The organism is Nostoc sp. ChiQUE01b (genome assembly GCF_034531255.1).
Classification (GTDB): Bacteria; Cyanobacteriota; Cyanobacteriia; order Cyanobacteriales; family Nostocaceae; genus Nostoc.
The window spans coordinates 131525-146060 of sequence record NZ_JAVRBM010000006.1 but is presented as its reverse complement, the minus strand read 5'-3'; the positions used below and the strand labels follow the sequence as shown (position 1 = coordinate 146060).

General features: G+C 41.0%; 12 protein-coding genes and 1 pseudogene. 1 reads left to right on the top strand and 12 read right to left on the bottom strand.

The window, feature by feature from the left end; all coding sequences use genetic code 11:
• Positions 1-29: 29 nt before the first annotated feature.
• The 6 genes from RMY63_RS06455 to RMY63_RS06430 all read right to left on the bottom strand — a co-directional run bounded on the left by RMY63_RS06455 (position 30) and on the right by RMY63_RS06430 (position 6876).
• Positions 30-173 (bottom strand): hypothetical protein, encoded by a 144-nt coding sequence (locus RMY63_RS06455; protein WP_322727911.1) that lies wholly within the window; start codon positions 171-173, stop codon positions 30-32.
• Positions 174-873: 700 nt separating this feature from the next.
• The gene (locus tag RMY63_RS06450; protein WP_322727910.1) at positions 874-2055 is read right to left on the bottom strand and encodes a hypothetical protein; all 1182 of its coding nucleotides are present in this window, start codon (positions 2053-2055) and stop codon (positions 874-876) included.
• Positions 2056-2337: 282 nt separating this feature from the next.
• Positions 2338-2586 (bottom strand): helix-turn-helix transcriptional regulator, encoded by a 249-nt coding sequence (locus RMY63_RS06445; RefSeq protein WP_322727909.1) that lies wholly within the window; start codon positions 2584-2586, stop codon positions 2338-2340.
• A 350-nt stretch (positions 2587-2936) separates the two neighbouring features.
• Positions 2937-3401 (bottom strand): CYTH domain-containing protein, encoded by a 465-nt coding sequence (locus RMY63_RS06440; RefSeq protein WP_322727961.1) that lies wholly within the window; start codon positions 3399-3401, stop codon positions 2937-2939.
• 323 nt (positions 3402-3724) lie between these two features.
• A complete protein-coding gene (locus RMY63_RS06435; protein ID WP_322727908.1) occupies positions 3725-4411 on the bottom strand; it encodes a DUF6875 domain-containing protein in 687 nt (228 codons plus the stop codon).
• A gap of 794 nt (positions 4412-5205) precedes the next feature.
• Positions 5206-6876: an alpha/beta hydrolase gene (locus RMY63_RS06430; RefSeq protein ID WP_322727907.1), complete on the bottom strand. Its 1671-nt coding sequence runs from the start codon at positions 6874-6876 to the stop codon at positions 5206-5208.
• A 549-nt stretch (positions 6877-7425) separates the two neighbouring features.
• On the opposite strand from RMY63_RS06430, the gene RMY63_RS06425 reads away from it, so the two are divergent.
• On the top strand, positions 7426-8049 hold the full coding sequence (locus tag RMY63_RS06425; protein ID WP_322727906.1) for a hypothetical protein: 624 nt from the start codon (positions 7426-7428) through the stop codon (positions 8047-8049).
• A gap of 1 nt (position 8050) precedes the next feature.
• On the opposite strand, the gene RMY63_RS06420 is transcribed toward RMY63_RS06425, so the two are convergent.
• The 6 genes and pseudogenes from RMY63_RS06420 to RMY63_RS06395 all read right to left on the bottom strand — a co-directional run.
• Entirely contained in the window at positions 8051-9106 is a 1056-nt protein-coding gene (locus RMY63_RS06420; RefSeq protein WP_322727905.1) for a M28 family peptidase, read from the bottom strand.
• Between the two features lie 269 nt (positions 9107-9375).
• Positions 9376-9543, bottom strand: coding sequence for a hypothetical protein (locus RMY63_RS06415; RefSeq protein ID WP_322727904.1), 168 nt, complete (start codon positions 9541-9543; stop codon positions 9376-9378).
• Between the two features lie 463 nt (positions 9544-10006).
• On the bottom strand, positions 10007-11107 hold the full coding sequence (locus tag RMY63_RS06410) for an ABC transporter ATP-binding protein (protein WP_322727903.1): 1101 nt from the start codon (positions 11105-11107) through the stop codon (positions 10007-10009).
• A gap of 88 nt (positions 11108-11195) precedes the next feature.
• Complete coding sequence (locus RMY63_RS06405) at positions 11196-12080, bottom strand: carbohydrate ABC transporter permease (RefSeq protein WP_322727902.1); 885 nt, start codon at positions 12078-12080, stop codon at positions 11196-11198.
• Between the two features lie 3 nt (positions 12081-12083).
• Positions 12084-12995, bottom strand: coding sequence for a sugar ABC transporter permease (locus RMY63_RS06400; protein WP_322727901.1), 912 nt, complete (start codon positions 12993-12995; stop codon positions 12084-12086).
• Between the two features lie 428 nt (positions 12996-13423).
• Positions 13424-14536, bottom strand: a pseudogene (locus RMY63_RS06395) (S-layer family protein); the annotation flags it as partial.

Genomic DNA, 14536 nt, shown 5'->3' with positions numbered 1-14536 from the left:
AAAATACAGATACTATTCGCCCAGAAGTGTTAAATGTTAAGAAAATCTCTAACTTGTGCATCGTTAAGTAACTTTTCATTACGGATATTGTCGATGCGATCGCGTCCTGTGAAGGCAATAATCTGTTGAAAAAAGGCGATCGCATGAGCATCATCATCAATTTGTCTACTCAAAATGCTCCGATCAAGCTTTGCGCTCTTGAGAAGGGCTTGCCTGCCCCCTGCCCCTTATCCCCAGAGGGGACCCCACCTTCCCCTCTGCCTCTCTTACCCCTTGAGCAGCAGCATTCCAAACTGCCCAAGTTGCTGATGGGCCACCACCTATGACTAGAACATCAGTCTCTAAATTCAGTTGCGAAGTCGAACTATTGCCTGACTCAGATTTATATACACTCACGATTACATCTCCTCAAAAGTTTACTTGGCACTAAATTTTGAGTTTATTGGCTAACCCACCTAATTTTCTAAAAACTGCGTTAAATCGACCGACTTACCGTAGTATATAGTTATGAGATTTACATAGATTGTGGTAAAAAACAAGAGGCTATTAAAATTTATTGATATTACTCTTTAATAAAATGCAGTCTGTAGCGAAAACTTTCTCAAAAAAGTAAAGGACAAGAACTATACTTGTCCTCAATGGTTAAAATAATAAATCCGGCGTCGAATAAGAGTTAGATGAGACAGGGCAAAACTTTTAGCTTAATAAGCCTGCTATGCATATTATAAATATAGGACTCATATTTGATTGCGTGAAAAAAACTCAGTACACCTTTATTCCTTCTTCCCAGTCCCCAGTCCCCATTACCCCTTATCCCCTTCAGGGGCCCCACCTTCCCCAGTTCCCAGTCACCAGTCCCCAGTCCCCGCTCAATTAAAACTTAACGAAATAAGTATTTGTTGGTAATTTTTGAGCAGTTCCTAAATTTGTAGCCAAGTCATTTATTTTATTATCTGTTTTGATTACTGCAAACTTATCAGTAAATAGCAAGACTTCACCATTTCCCGGTGTTACCCAAGCGTGGCGAGTCATTAGGTTTTTGGAGACAACTAAAAGAGATGCATCTCCACGGTAAGCCGAGATGGGTTTACCCATGAAGGTTTGATTATCTCTATTGGCGATCGCATAAGCAGCAGAGGAACCCAGAAAAATTTTACTGCCATCTGAGTAAATAGTTTTAGGGAAATTGCTACTACCATCTCCCATCCCCGCAGTTACAGGTTTTCTTGGAACACTTAGCTGGCCACGCTCGACAGTAAAATTAGTTAGATTAACAGTTCCTATATATACCTTTGTTTCATCACGGGTTTGTGCAGCATTAGTATAGCTGTCTGTGGTGATCAAAGTCTTTGTTAATAAGTCTTTGCCATTCCACCTGTAGATTGAGTTACCCCCATAAACTGAACCCAGGACATAAAGCTTGTCTTCAAAAATATGTAATCGGTTAAGTCTTGTGTCTGCCATATCGTGAGCAAGATCGGCAGAATTGTAGCCCCAAAGCTTGCCTTGGTTATTTCCTGCTAAATTTGCCAAAGCAAATATTTTTGCTCCGTCGAAAACCATCCGGTAAAGAAAAGCGATCTGGACGGGAATACCTAACCTCTTTTGTTGCTGGTAGCCACTAGTGTAGAGATACCCGTTTTTATACTCAAAATCCATTACCTCAGTTACGCCATAACTCTGTTTGGCTTTAAAGTTGAGGTTTTTGTCATAAATTGATAGAGTGTTTGCAGACTGGTAAATAATCCAATTTTGCAAAAATTTTACCCGTGTTTTTGGATTAGCTGTATTGCTAACTATTTTTTGCCTAGTTCCGTCAGTTTTTATTTTTACTAGTCCTGTTGGAACAGCTAAGATATAAGTTTTGCCGTCAATTGCTACAATGTCACGAGCATCGTAATTAGAGTTTGGAATTAGTTTTTTCGTCCCATTACCTTCTACTTCCCATACACCTTCAGTATTGATGACCGCAACTTTGCTGCCATTAGTGCAAGCTGCTCTTGGCGAATAAATATTAAGATATGTAGCTAAAGCGGGGGTAGAATAATCAAACATTGTATAGTTAAGATAAAGTTGACTGAAAAATATTGGCGCTCAATTAAGAAAATTAAGAAAAAAAATTTTGGGGATTTTTGCGCGTTTTTAACCTAAATTCGCCTTCAAAAGTGAAAAAAATATCAGCTCGGTAAACTCAAACTCAAAGGTTGAGTAATCCGCAAAATATGCATATCTGCAAACATCGGTAAAATTAGAATTGAGTTGTTTGTGGTTATGTCGTAGCGATAACCTGTTAATTGGGAGAAAGTAACTTCAATTAATTTGTCTCTCAGCTGCTTTCTAATTCGACAAATATTTCACCGACACTTTCTGCTTCAGCTCACCCATCTGCTCTAACATCCCCTCAATCTTTTGCATAGCTAGAGATGAAGGCTTGGCATGTCCTTTTTCCCAACGTTTTACCGTCGAATAAGTTATACCTAAAGATGCTGCAAACTGTTCTTGGGTAAGACCAGTTATGCCACAGAGTTCACCGATGAGCTGTCCAACTTCCGGTTGCTTGATTAGCAAAGGTTTGTTAATAGTCATTTAGCTCAGAACTCACCTGTTAATCTGGTGAGTGATATGTATTCTGCTACATCCTATTAAGGCTAATGCTGAATTGATAGGCGAAAATATACTAGATTTTTTATACTTTCTTGATTTATTGATTAAGTAATTACACGTCCGTAGATAAGATATTTCCTAATGAGACTTCCAAGGAATAAATTACCCAACGAAATAAGCATCCTGTTGTCAAGAAACAGTTAAAATCTTTGTTTTCGGAGAGTGACAGAAGCGGCATATCCTGCAGAAAAGCTTGGTCTACGTTTGTGTAGTTGCAAATTCTGTGAGTTAGGTATTTTCGCAAAATTGGGATGTTCTTAATATTTCAGCTATTACCATTGTGAAAAAGGGTATTTTACTAAATTGCTGTTGAAATATCTGGAGTCATCAGAAACTTCTTGTCCAATCCAGCTTGGTAATTCAATTTGCTGATTTTCATCACTGAGTTCAACTTCTGCTAATATCAGTCCTTTATTAACACCATCAAACTCATCTATTTCCCAAATCAAACCAGCCGACTCTATTTTATATCTGATTTTTTCTATAAAGGGACGTTCACATAATGTCTCAAGTATTTCTTGAGCATCTTTAACAGGAATAGAATACTCAAACTCTAATCTGGAATATTTAATATTGGGGCCTTTAATGGTCAAATAACTTTTTTCGCCTACTATACGTATACGTACAGTCGCTTTGTCTTGTGTAGCAATGTATCCTTGACGATATACACTACCTTCAGCTAATCCTCTCCAGCTATCTCCTCTGACTAAATATTTCCGCTCTATTTCTTTCGCCATTTTATTTACCAAATTATTTATTTTTTCTATCATAAATAATATAGCAATCCTAAATCTCTTCACAAAAATGTGTGTGCAAGTATTGCAAACCAGAGTGAAGTTGTTGAAATATTGATATTGACTAATTGATAATTAGCGATCGCTTTTAATGTAGTACGATAATTTACATCCTGACGACGATTTGATCCTATCTGCACTAAGCGATTGCAACTAGCAGTAAGTTCGTCATTTTTATCCCACTTATTTCAAGGTGCAGTGAATTGGAAAGACTTTTAATCCTCCATACCCCATGCTCAATTACTAGCCATGAATTCAAACATTTGTTATATACAAGAACTCACCAAATTTTCTTGTTTAATTTGTTCTTTTGCTATAGCCAATGCTTGACGAGCAGTTTTAAACTTTGTTTCATCTGTAAATTTACGATCAAAATACTTTAAGTAAGCTTCCAAATACCGAATACGTAAGTGGGGATCGGTAGGATTTTGAAGAAAGGGAAGGTCAGCTTCAACCATGAACCGGATAGCTAATAAGGGGATAGGACTACGAAGTGGGCGAAAATTTGGATTGTGCAGACCAGGACTTTCATTCCGTTTATGAAATTCTCCTATCATCAATCCTGACTCAACAAACAAAGGTTTAAGTTTTTGTTGGACACTATCTATTACTTTAGGAGCATCTTCTATATGGATGTCAGGAAATATAAGTAAAAAAGCTTTATTAATTGCTATTTTTCGCTCTTCAATATCTATTTGCAGAAATATATCTCGGTAGCGTCCAACAACCTCTTCTAATTGTTCTGGATACAAATCTTTTGTGTGAATAACTGCTAGACGAATACTGTTTGATTTGAGAGAGTAAGGTACAAAAGGGCAAACTACGCCCGGTCTACCTAAATCAGGATGAGACCTTCCTAAAAAGTTTTTTACCCACTGCATAATTTCAATTAAGGCAGAAAGGTCTTCGTGTTCTTGCAGTTGTTCGATTTCACGAGTTGTATAGAGTTGCATAAGCTTGACTGAAATGGAATAATTGTTTAATTCTGAATCCCAAATTAGTTTTACAATACAGATGTATATTGTGCTACATTCTGTAACACAATATACAATTAATTGATATATTTTTTCCAAAACAATTTACGATTCTGATAGGATACATATGTATCATCATTATTCGGCATGTGTTCCTAGTTTTTTACACTCTTAAGCTTTTGTTATTTTTATGAATACATTATAAATTTTATGTCTAAGTAGTTATTTCTACTGTAAAAATTTGATGTAGATTTAACAGCAATTTTACGGCTACTATCAAGGTAATATACCTTTAGCAAATAAAAAATTATATAGAATTTGGTATAAGGTCAATTTTATAAGCTGTACATTACTTACAGCGGATTACAAATTTATAAAGTACACTCTTCCAAATAGATTGGAGAGGATGCCTAATAGGGCGGGTGGGGTAGTTACTTCACTTAGATGAAAAGTACTGTATTTTCGATTGGTTGATCTCAAAGTCAGGTATTTGCAGCGAATATCAGTAGAGTAAGAATGAGCGGCGACTTCTACCGTTCCCTATATCCCTATTCTTAAGTAAGCTACTCACAAAATTAAATATTTTAGGACTTATGTACTATACTAATTAACCATAATATGCATAAGTCAAATTTATATTTCAGGTGCTGATTGCAACCTTGACTTTGTTGCATATTTCCGATTCTGGGTATTAGAAATGGCTCAAAAGCCCAAAATTAGTATAGTCAATATGTATGATACGTAAGTCCTATATTTGTTTAATTAGAAGTCCTTTATTTCTCAACAAATTCTTTCACCACTGCCATAGCATCAGGAGGAATCTGCGTAATTAGACGAAATGGAAATGCGGCAGTTGAAGCAAACTGGGCATAGTCTGGTGTCAGGAAGATAGCATAGTTTTTAGCTTCTGGAGTCATCTGTGCAGCAAAGGCCAAGGTTAGAGCTTTAACGTACTTGCGAACATCTGCTGCTTGTTCACCGACAACTTCACCGCCACTAATTGGTGTATTTGGTTGTCCGATCTGATCTAATGTAGTGCTGGGGTCTTTTACACTTAGATGAGTAGCCCCAATTATACCAACTAGCGATTTTGGGGATGGGATTTTGTCAAATCCCACAATCTGTTCAGTTAAAGCTGGGGTGGTTTTATCGGCGGAACCTGCTAACACTATGGTAGGAACTTGTATCTTAGTTAACCCAGTTTCGCCAAAAATCAGAGAAGTTGTCGGATTGAGAGCGATCGCTTGTTTGATTCTGGGATCTCGTAGTTGATAACTATTTTCTGGTAGTTCTTCAGCGATGCACTGGATATTTTCTCCCAGACTTAAGATAGTCAGGTTCTTTTTGCAACGTTGTTTGAGATGTTCTAGTTGTAACTCGGCTCCAGCGAGTGCTAAAGCTGTAGCACCACCAAAAGAATAGCCAACAACCATCGCATTTGTGGTTGCAAGTTTCCTTTGTAGGGGATGATTAGCTGTTTGGTTGAGCTTTTCTAATTCGTCCAGGACAAAACTAATATCTTGAGGGCGATACAAAAACTCCTGAGGCTTCATGAGTCTGATTTTGCCTTGTAATGTTAGGTTAACATTTGCGGCATTACTACCGGGATGTTCTAAAGCTGCTACTACATAACCGTGGGATGCTAAATGTTCTGCTAGGTAACGCAAGTCTGTGCGGACTGATCCGAAGCCGTGAGAAAAGACAATTACGGGTTTGTCAGGAGTTGCAGCAGTTGACCAGTAAATATCAACTGGGATTTTGCGTTGGCGTAGCCCGCCGTAGGCATCGCGCTTTTGATCGTTCAGGCTTAAGTTGAGTATTTTTACTTGAGCGTTTCCTGGTTGGCTGGGGTCAAAAGGAAAAGCAATCTGCGGTGTTCTCGGATGTGCTTTTATCGGGTCGAGTTGGGGAGCAATCGCTAACATGAATTGCTGGGTACGCCAAAAAGCTGTATTTAAATTCCCTGCAACAACCCAAGCCTTTGGCAAATCAATTTCTAAGCGTTTACTGGGATAAGCAGCAATAAAACTTAGTATAGAAAGACCTTGCGGTGCAGTAGAACCTAATATTAATCCTGCTCTCAGTGCTTGTACCCCAGCTTTGTCCTTTCGGGCTAAGGCTGTAGCGAAATCATTGAGAATAGTTGTACCAATCTGGGTATTAATTAACCTATCAAGTGTGACAACATTCATCGGTATATTCATACCCAGCGCCCCTAAGAAGAAGCGGCGTTGTTCTTCAGATAAAGAGTTTAAACTCCCAGGCAATCTCCCTGTTTTTACAGACTTTTGCAACTCAGCAAGGGAGATGGATTCTGTAAATAAACCCAAACGCACAACAACCGTGTCAGCAGCAATGGCCGAAGTATTTGCCCCAAACTGTGTAAGTGCGATCGCGCTAAAGAAACCCGCAACTGTCTTAAGACTTCTCCAACTTTTTCCCATAAACTTTTATACCAATTGTTACTTACGGGAATATAACGGATATTTGTGTATTTGACTACCCTATTAGTTGCTTAGAAATAAAAGTAAATTTTTTCTTAACTTGATAGCGATGTCTACGACGAGCTATGACGCTCCTGCGTCGCTAACACTACGCTATCGGTGTGGCTGCAATCTCCTCAAAGCATCTGCTGATGAAAACAGAGCCACATTACAAGCATAACAAAAGTAACGAATTGTAGAATTCATCACAGCTAAAAATTTGAGCATAAATCAGTGTTAACAGCCACAAAAGCTTGATTGTTTCTCAGCTAGGTTTAAGACTGTAACGGAGCTACTAAGAACAGGGGAAGCGATGCCTGCGGCGGTAAACTACGCATCTACAATCTGCAATTTTTTTTAACAGGAAAATTAAACCGACTGCTTAATGTTTTGTCTTTGCCCTTTAAAACGTTTTGCAGAGGTGTTGCAGGTGAATAGTCTGACTGCTGTAGCTGCACTATCATTACTCATCAAATTCTACCAGCCGCATCAACAATTTTTCTTGGCTTTATGCGTCGCAGACTCCCATATATTTTAATTTTGCTGCTCTCCCTAAGTATTATTACACTGTGGTGGCCTGTGAATGATTCTGATTGCAATTTTGAGGCTTTTATCGCATCAAAAACTACAAAATTCCAAGTACATGCTAGTAAAGTTATTGTTCAGCCGTGGCGTGGTCGTCACCATGTATATGGAATCTTTATGATTCCTGATGAATACAAACAAGCTCCATTTTTTGTGTTAACAGTCCAAGGTGCTGGTAGTTACTGTTCAAAACAATTTGGTTATAAACAAAACTTTGATGATATCTTTGCTCAACCAGGAACTTATCTGGTAAAGAAGCCTATTAGAACTCGAAAAACTCTCCGGCTCATTCTCCAAGGTTTATATTCTCAGGTCAATGATAAAAATAATTGGACGTTGACTTTCCCTGAACCAAAAGCCAGTCAACTCCAATTCGCAATTCGCAATTCGCAATTCGCAATTAAGACAATTAGTGGGGGCTTGAAACCCGCCACTTTCTTGTTGACCACCAATATCGTTGCATTTGGTGGGGGCTTGTACCCCGTAATTAGCCAATTAACAATTAATAATTCGCAATTTCCTTTGGTCAAGATAATTCATAATTCATAAGTTAGGTTGGTGGTTGAGTTTCCAAAACCTGGTCTTTTTCTAACAAGGCACTAGTAGCATTAACTACAATTTGTGCTGCTCCTGTGAAGAAGGATCGCTCGATAGTCGCTGGTACATCGCTAGGTTTATGATAATGCGGAGTGCGTAAATTTGCGGTATCTGTCACCAGCACAGCGCCCACGCCCTGATACCAAAACGGTGCATGGTCGCTGCGTAGGGTGTCTGGTGTCAGTAAACCTTTAAAAGGAATTGGTAGTGTTAGGACTGCTGGCAGATTTGATTTTTGTTGATTCAGCGCGATTGAGGGGATGTTCTGTGAGTTTTGAAAGGCATTCAGTAAAGATAAATGCTCTGTATCACCGATTACTGCCAAAAAGTCGCCCTTGTCGCTAGGTGACGTAACAGGTAATCCGGTAGGGTATTTCTGACAGCCAGTAGTGTAACAAGCGTAACCTACCATATCCATAACGATCGCTCCGCCCAAGTTTTGCAAACGTGCTGTCTTGCTTACAAAAGCCTGACTACCCAAAAGTCCTGCTTCCTCTTGGTCAAAAAAAGCTAGCTGTAACGTCCGTGGTGTGGAATGGGAACCAAGTAACCGGGCTATTTCCAGCACTACGGCTACACCACTGGCATTATCATCGGCACCAGGGGAAGAGGCAACAGTATCGTAATGCGCTGCTACAAGAATTGCTTTAGCGGCTTTGTTAGTTCCTGGGCGTTCGGCAAAAATATTCACACCATCGGAGAACTTTTCTAATTTAGGTTTCCAGCCGACTTTTTTCAGTTCCGTTGTAATATAAGTGCGACTAAGCGATCGCTCTTTTGTGGTGTAGCGCTGAAAATTCAACTTTTGGATATGGGTTAATAGCTTGTCAGTAGACACTTGCGGGGCAATGTAAACTTCCCTTGACTCTGGCTGTGGTTCGGGTGTTTTCACTGGAATCCGCTCAACAATTGTCGGTGAGGGACGTTGTTCAAAAAACGTGCTACCTCTGCTACCCAACACGGCAACTGTCATCAGCACCAACAGCATCAGCCAAATCCATTTTCTCATCTGATTTATCCTTGGCTTCCTGACTTAGGGTAGCGCAAATCAACCTTGGGGAGGACAAGAGGATCAATTCATGAGTTCCCTATGATCGCTCTTTATGAAAATAAACCCGTTACTAAGTAATGCTAAACTTGGTAACGGGTTTAATAAACACTGGTAACAGGTTATTTTTAAGCTAATAAAGCTAAGGCTTCTTTGATTTTTTCTTTAATCGCACCGCCATTAGCTTTAATTAATAATTTGGCATAACAGATACTGAAGAACTAAATATTTTATCCTCCAGCAAGTTTGTTGATTTCGTCTTCTAATTTTGTTTCTGCTGCTTTTAGTAAAGCTTCTAGCCCTTTTGATAGACCTCCCACCACTGCAACTAAATTCTCATAGTCCAGTTCCTCTATTAATGTTGGAGTTTGTAAATCTGTGATTTTAATATTAGCCATGAATTTGTCTTGATGTATGATATTTACCATAAGTATATTAATATCAGGATTTTATTCTTTCTTGATAGTAATTAATTATCCTGCTTTTCCCACCTTTCCTATCTTTTTGTTTGTGTTCTGCCCGTCACCTTCCCTTTCAACTTCATTTTGGTAAGACAGTTGATTATGGCTTAAAAGTTGGCATTCAAAATGGTAAACCTCAGTTTTACATTCACTCGAATTTAATAAAACCTATATCTGATAATAGTTTCAACTTTCGTAGACAATTTTTCATTTCCCTTTTTATTTGAAATTTATAGTTATAATGAACTACTAAGTGGCGATGTCTATGACGTGCTGCGCCGACGCTATTCTGGGAAAGGCTGAAACACCAATTCTGTCGTCAGTAATTTAAAAAGTCAGATCGAAATAAGCGAACAGACAGTGATTATTGTAGAGACGGCGATTCATCGTGTCTCTTGCCTTAGCTCCTGACATCTAACATTTGTCTTTTAACAAGAGCATGGCCAGATTGCACATCAAACCAGTGAATATCTTCAGGGGGCAATGCTAATGTAATATCCTCGTCACTCCAATTTTGATCTGTTGGCAACAAAGCACGTACCGTAATCGCTTCGGTTTGTGAACCCTCAATCTTGACACTTACCAAATAGTGCATACCCAAGTTTTCGACTAAAAATACTCGCCCTTGAATAGTCTGGGTATCACCTGGTTGAGCAATGCGGACATCTTCTGGGCGAATTCCCAGAACAATCTGCGGTGGTACAGTTGGTATATCTGGGAGAAGCACTTGAAAGTTACCCACGATCGCATATTGTCCCTTACAAGGTAAAGTCAGCAAATTCATTTGTGGACTACCAACAAATCCAGCCACAAATAGATTAGCTGGATGGTTATAGATACGGTCAGGCGGGTCAAGTTGCTGGACATAGCCATCGTTGAGCAATGCAACTTTCGTGGAGAGCGTCATCGCTTCGGTTTGGTCGTGGGTAACGTAGACAACTGGCACTTTTTGGGCTGCAAAAATTTGCTTGATATCGGCTCGGACTCGTTCTCGCAGCAGTGCATCCAGGTTACTTAAAGGTTCATCCAGCAGGTAGACATCGGCATGACGCACCAAAGCACGACCGACAGCCACGCGTTGCCGTTGACCTCCAGACATTTGACCAGGCTTGCGGTTCATTAACTCTGCTAATCCTAAAACTTCTGCCACTTCTGCCACTCGCTGTTTAATTTCTGTAGGTGGTACTTTTTTCAGCTTCAGTCCAGAAGCGAGGTTTTCGTACACCGTCATGTGCGGATAGAGTGCATAGCTTTGAAATACCATTGCAATATTGCGATCGGCTGCTCGTTTATAGGTGACATCTACATCCCCGATCTCGATCTGACCGCGAGTCGGTTCCTCAAGACCCGCAATCATGCGTAGGACGGTGGATTTGCCACAGCCAGAAGGGCCAAGTAAAGTGAGAAACTCATGGTTATCTACAGTTAAGCTAACGTCTTTGACAGGGACGACTTTAGGATTGTAGGTTTTATTCAAGTTTTTAAGTTCGAGTTTAGCCATTTTTCATTTGTCATTTGTCATTGGTCATTGGTCATTAGTCATTAGTTATTCTTCTTTGTCCCCTTGTCCTCCTTGTTCTCCTATCCGCTTATCCTTTGACGGCACCAGCGGTAAGACCTTGGACAATCCGGCGCTGGAAAAACAAAACTAGTAAAATCAGGGGTAATGTCCCGATGACAGTAGCAGCAGCGATCGGGCCATAGGGAATTTCATATATTGTCGCACCACCCAACTGAGCCGCAGCAACGGGAATTGTCTTCAACTCTTCACGGGTCATAAACGTCAGAGCGAAAATAAACTCGTTCCAAGCAAAAATAAAGGTGAGGATTCCAGTAGTCACTAAGGCGGGAAGGGTCATGGGTAGCACGATTTGCCATAGTAGTTGAAAGGTATTGTAGCCATCGACCCTAGCAGAATCTTCCAAATCCTTTGGCAATTGTTCAAAAAAGCTTCTCAGCACCAAAATTGTTAACGGTAAATTGATCGCAGTATATGGTATGATCAGCGCCAGATAATTATTGCCCAATTTCAGCGCTTGGATAATTTCTAACAGTCCTAAGAACAACAGAATTCCAGGAAATAAGGTAACAATCAGAATGCTGCCGAGGATAACTTTTTCACCCCAAGGGCGTAACCGTGCCAGAGCATAAGCCGCAGGTGCGCCGATCGCTAAAGCTACAGCTGTAGAAGTAATCGACACAAAGGCACTGTTGAAGATGTAGCGCCAAAATGGACGACGGGTGAATAACTCAATGTAGTGATTGAAAGTGAATCGTGTGGGGAAATAGACAGTCGGAACGGCAGCAATATCCTCATTCACTTTAAACGAGGTCAGCAATTGCCATAGAGCTGGCGCTAGGCTAAATAGCACTATTAATACAACTATGATGGGTAGCAAGATTTTTTTCAGAGAAAACTTGGTTCCCCCTGTTCGTCTTGGAGTCGTTGGAACTGCTTGTGGAGTTAGACTCATGGCTTAAATGGTTCCTGATGTTTTGGCACGGTATTTGTTAAGCAAGAAACTAGCGATCGCCACCGCCGCAATCAATATTAAAAATGTCACCACTACCAGGGCTGCTCCATAACCAAAATCTAAGTAGCGCATCACCGTAGAATAAATATACAATGACACCACTTCCGTAGCGCCACCAGGACCACCCCCAGTCATCACAGCAACCAAGTCAAAAATCCCGAAAGCTTGAGCAAACCGAAATAGCACTGCAATTAAGATTTGTGGCAGCAGCAATGGCAGGGTAATATTGCGGAAGCTTTGCCAAGCAGTTGCCCCATCGACCGAGTAAGCTTCATAGAGGTCTTGTGATATCGACTGCAACCCAGCTAGCAACAGAATACTGATAAACGGCGTAGTTTTCCAAACATCAGCAAAAACCACTGCTATCATCGCCAGCGTTGGATCTCCTAACCAATTAATCCCAGTCTTAATCAGCCCCAACCGCAGCAAAATATCGTTCACAACCCCAAACTGGTCGTTAAAAATCCAAGACCACGCCAGACCAATCAAAGCAGTAGGCAAAGCCCAAGGGATAATTGCAGTTGTACGCACTATGCCCCGCCCAAAAAACGCCTGATTGAGAACTAAGGCAATCCCCAGTCCTAGCAGTAGTTCTGAGATTACTGATGCAGTTGTGAATACGGTTGTCGCCCACAAACTCTGCCAAAAACGACCATCACCCGCCATCCGCAGATAATTCTCCAAACCAGAGAATACAGGTTGTAGCTCTGTTCCCAAATTTCTAGTAAATACGCTTAACCAAAATGCTCGTAAAATCGGGTAGGCAAATACAAACAACAACAGCAGCAATGAGGGTGTTAGTAAGATCCAGGCTGTCTGTTGTTCTCGATTTCTGAGTGTATGTAAATTTGTCATTTGTCATTTGTCCTCTCTTACAAAGTTCAGATGCCTGCGGCGGGCTGCGCCAACAGATAGCGCAGCGTAAAGCCTTCTCTTCTCTTTCAGAGACGCTAACGCGAACGAGAGGCTTCGCCAACGGCATGGCTTCTCTTCGAGACGCTACGCGAACGCTTAGAGCGAGTCCGCGAGCGTCGGAAACCTCCGCTCAACGCCAGTGACGCTCCTGCGTCGCTACCGCTTCTCTACGAGACGCTGCGCGAACGCTAACGCCCAAGTCGGGAAACCTTTTCCCTTGCGACTGGCTTGACTTTGCGCTTTGTCATTTGTCACTGGGAACTGGCTATTAATTCTTCTCCCCCTGCTCCCCTTGCTCCCAAGATGAAGTTAAAACCGACATTCCGCACGTTAGCTCAACATAGTAGATAATATCTCTGACAGGCGATCTAAAAATCGCTACGGCAATTAGCTGGTTTCTGCCACGAACTATGAAGCGTGGTTGTAGGCGCATAAGCCGTTAGTACAATCTCTCCTTTTGCATTTCTCACCCACCCTTGCGCTTCCACAATCGGCGCTGGTGTCGGGTTAGTTGCCTGAGTAGAAACATCTGTACTAACGGGGTTTTCACCCCTTGGATCGAGAGTTACCCAATCTGCCAAAACTGCATTAGGAGAAAGAAGGTCATAGGGATTGCGGGGTAAACCGCCACGTCCAGTGATTGTAAAACTGCTTTTATTTTGTGCTGTGCGCCCTTGACAGACTTGCGACACTTGAGTATCAACTGGTACGGCTGGTAAGTTAATTAATAATCCTCGATAGGGGTCAACATCAAGCGTGTTAATTTCTACAATGCCGCTTAAATTAGGTCTTATTTGAGAAATTGCCGTAATATCATTTGTCTGAAGTTTAAGCGGGTCTAAATCAGTAGGGCGCAACCTTTTAAGGTCTTCGCTAGTTAGTGACGCAATTCCAAAAATTTTAGTAGCCTTGATTGTGACTGTTCCCCCTTTACCATTGTAGGCATTGGCGGTGATGTCGCTGTTTTCATTTGGTTTAGCGACGATGAAGCCATGAGGGACATTGATGGTGATATAACCTCCGTTTCCACCAGCCCCTTTAGTGCCTGCTGAAGTAGAAATTTCACTCTTGGGGCGCAGTAGCAATAAGTCTTGCAAGTTCAGCGTAATATTGCCACCATCACCGGAGTTAGCTTGCCCAATGAGCCTACCTTGATTATCCAATTTGATAGAACGAGCAGTGATTTCCAAATCACCTGCCTTTTTTGTGCCTTGACTGCTCACAGTTATGTCACCTCTTAAGACATTTAATTCTTCAGCCTTAACTATGATGCTTCCCCCATTTCCAGTAGACTCACCAGAAGTGGAAGCTGAAATTCTTGCTCCATTCTGAACAATCAATTGCCCAGTTTCAATCCTTAATTCTCCGGCATTTCCAGCGCCTTGTGTTATCGTAAACAAGCCACTGGGATTATCTGACGGCGAAGTTCCAATGAGTTGGATAGAGTTCCTTGCGTTGACAGACAAACTTCCTCCCCCTCC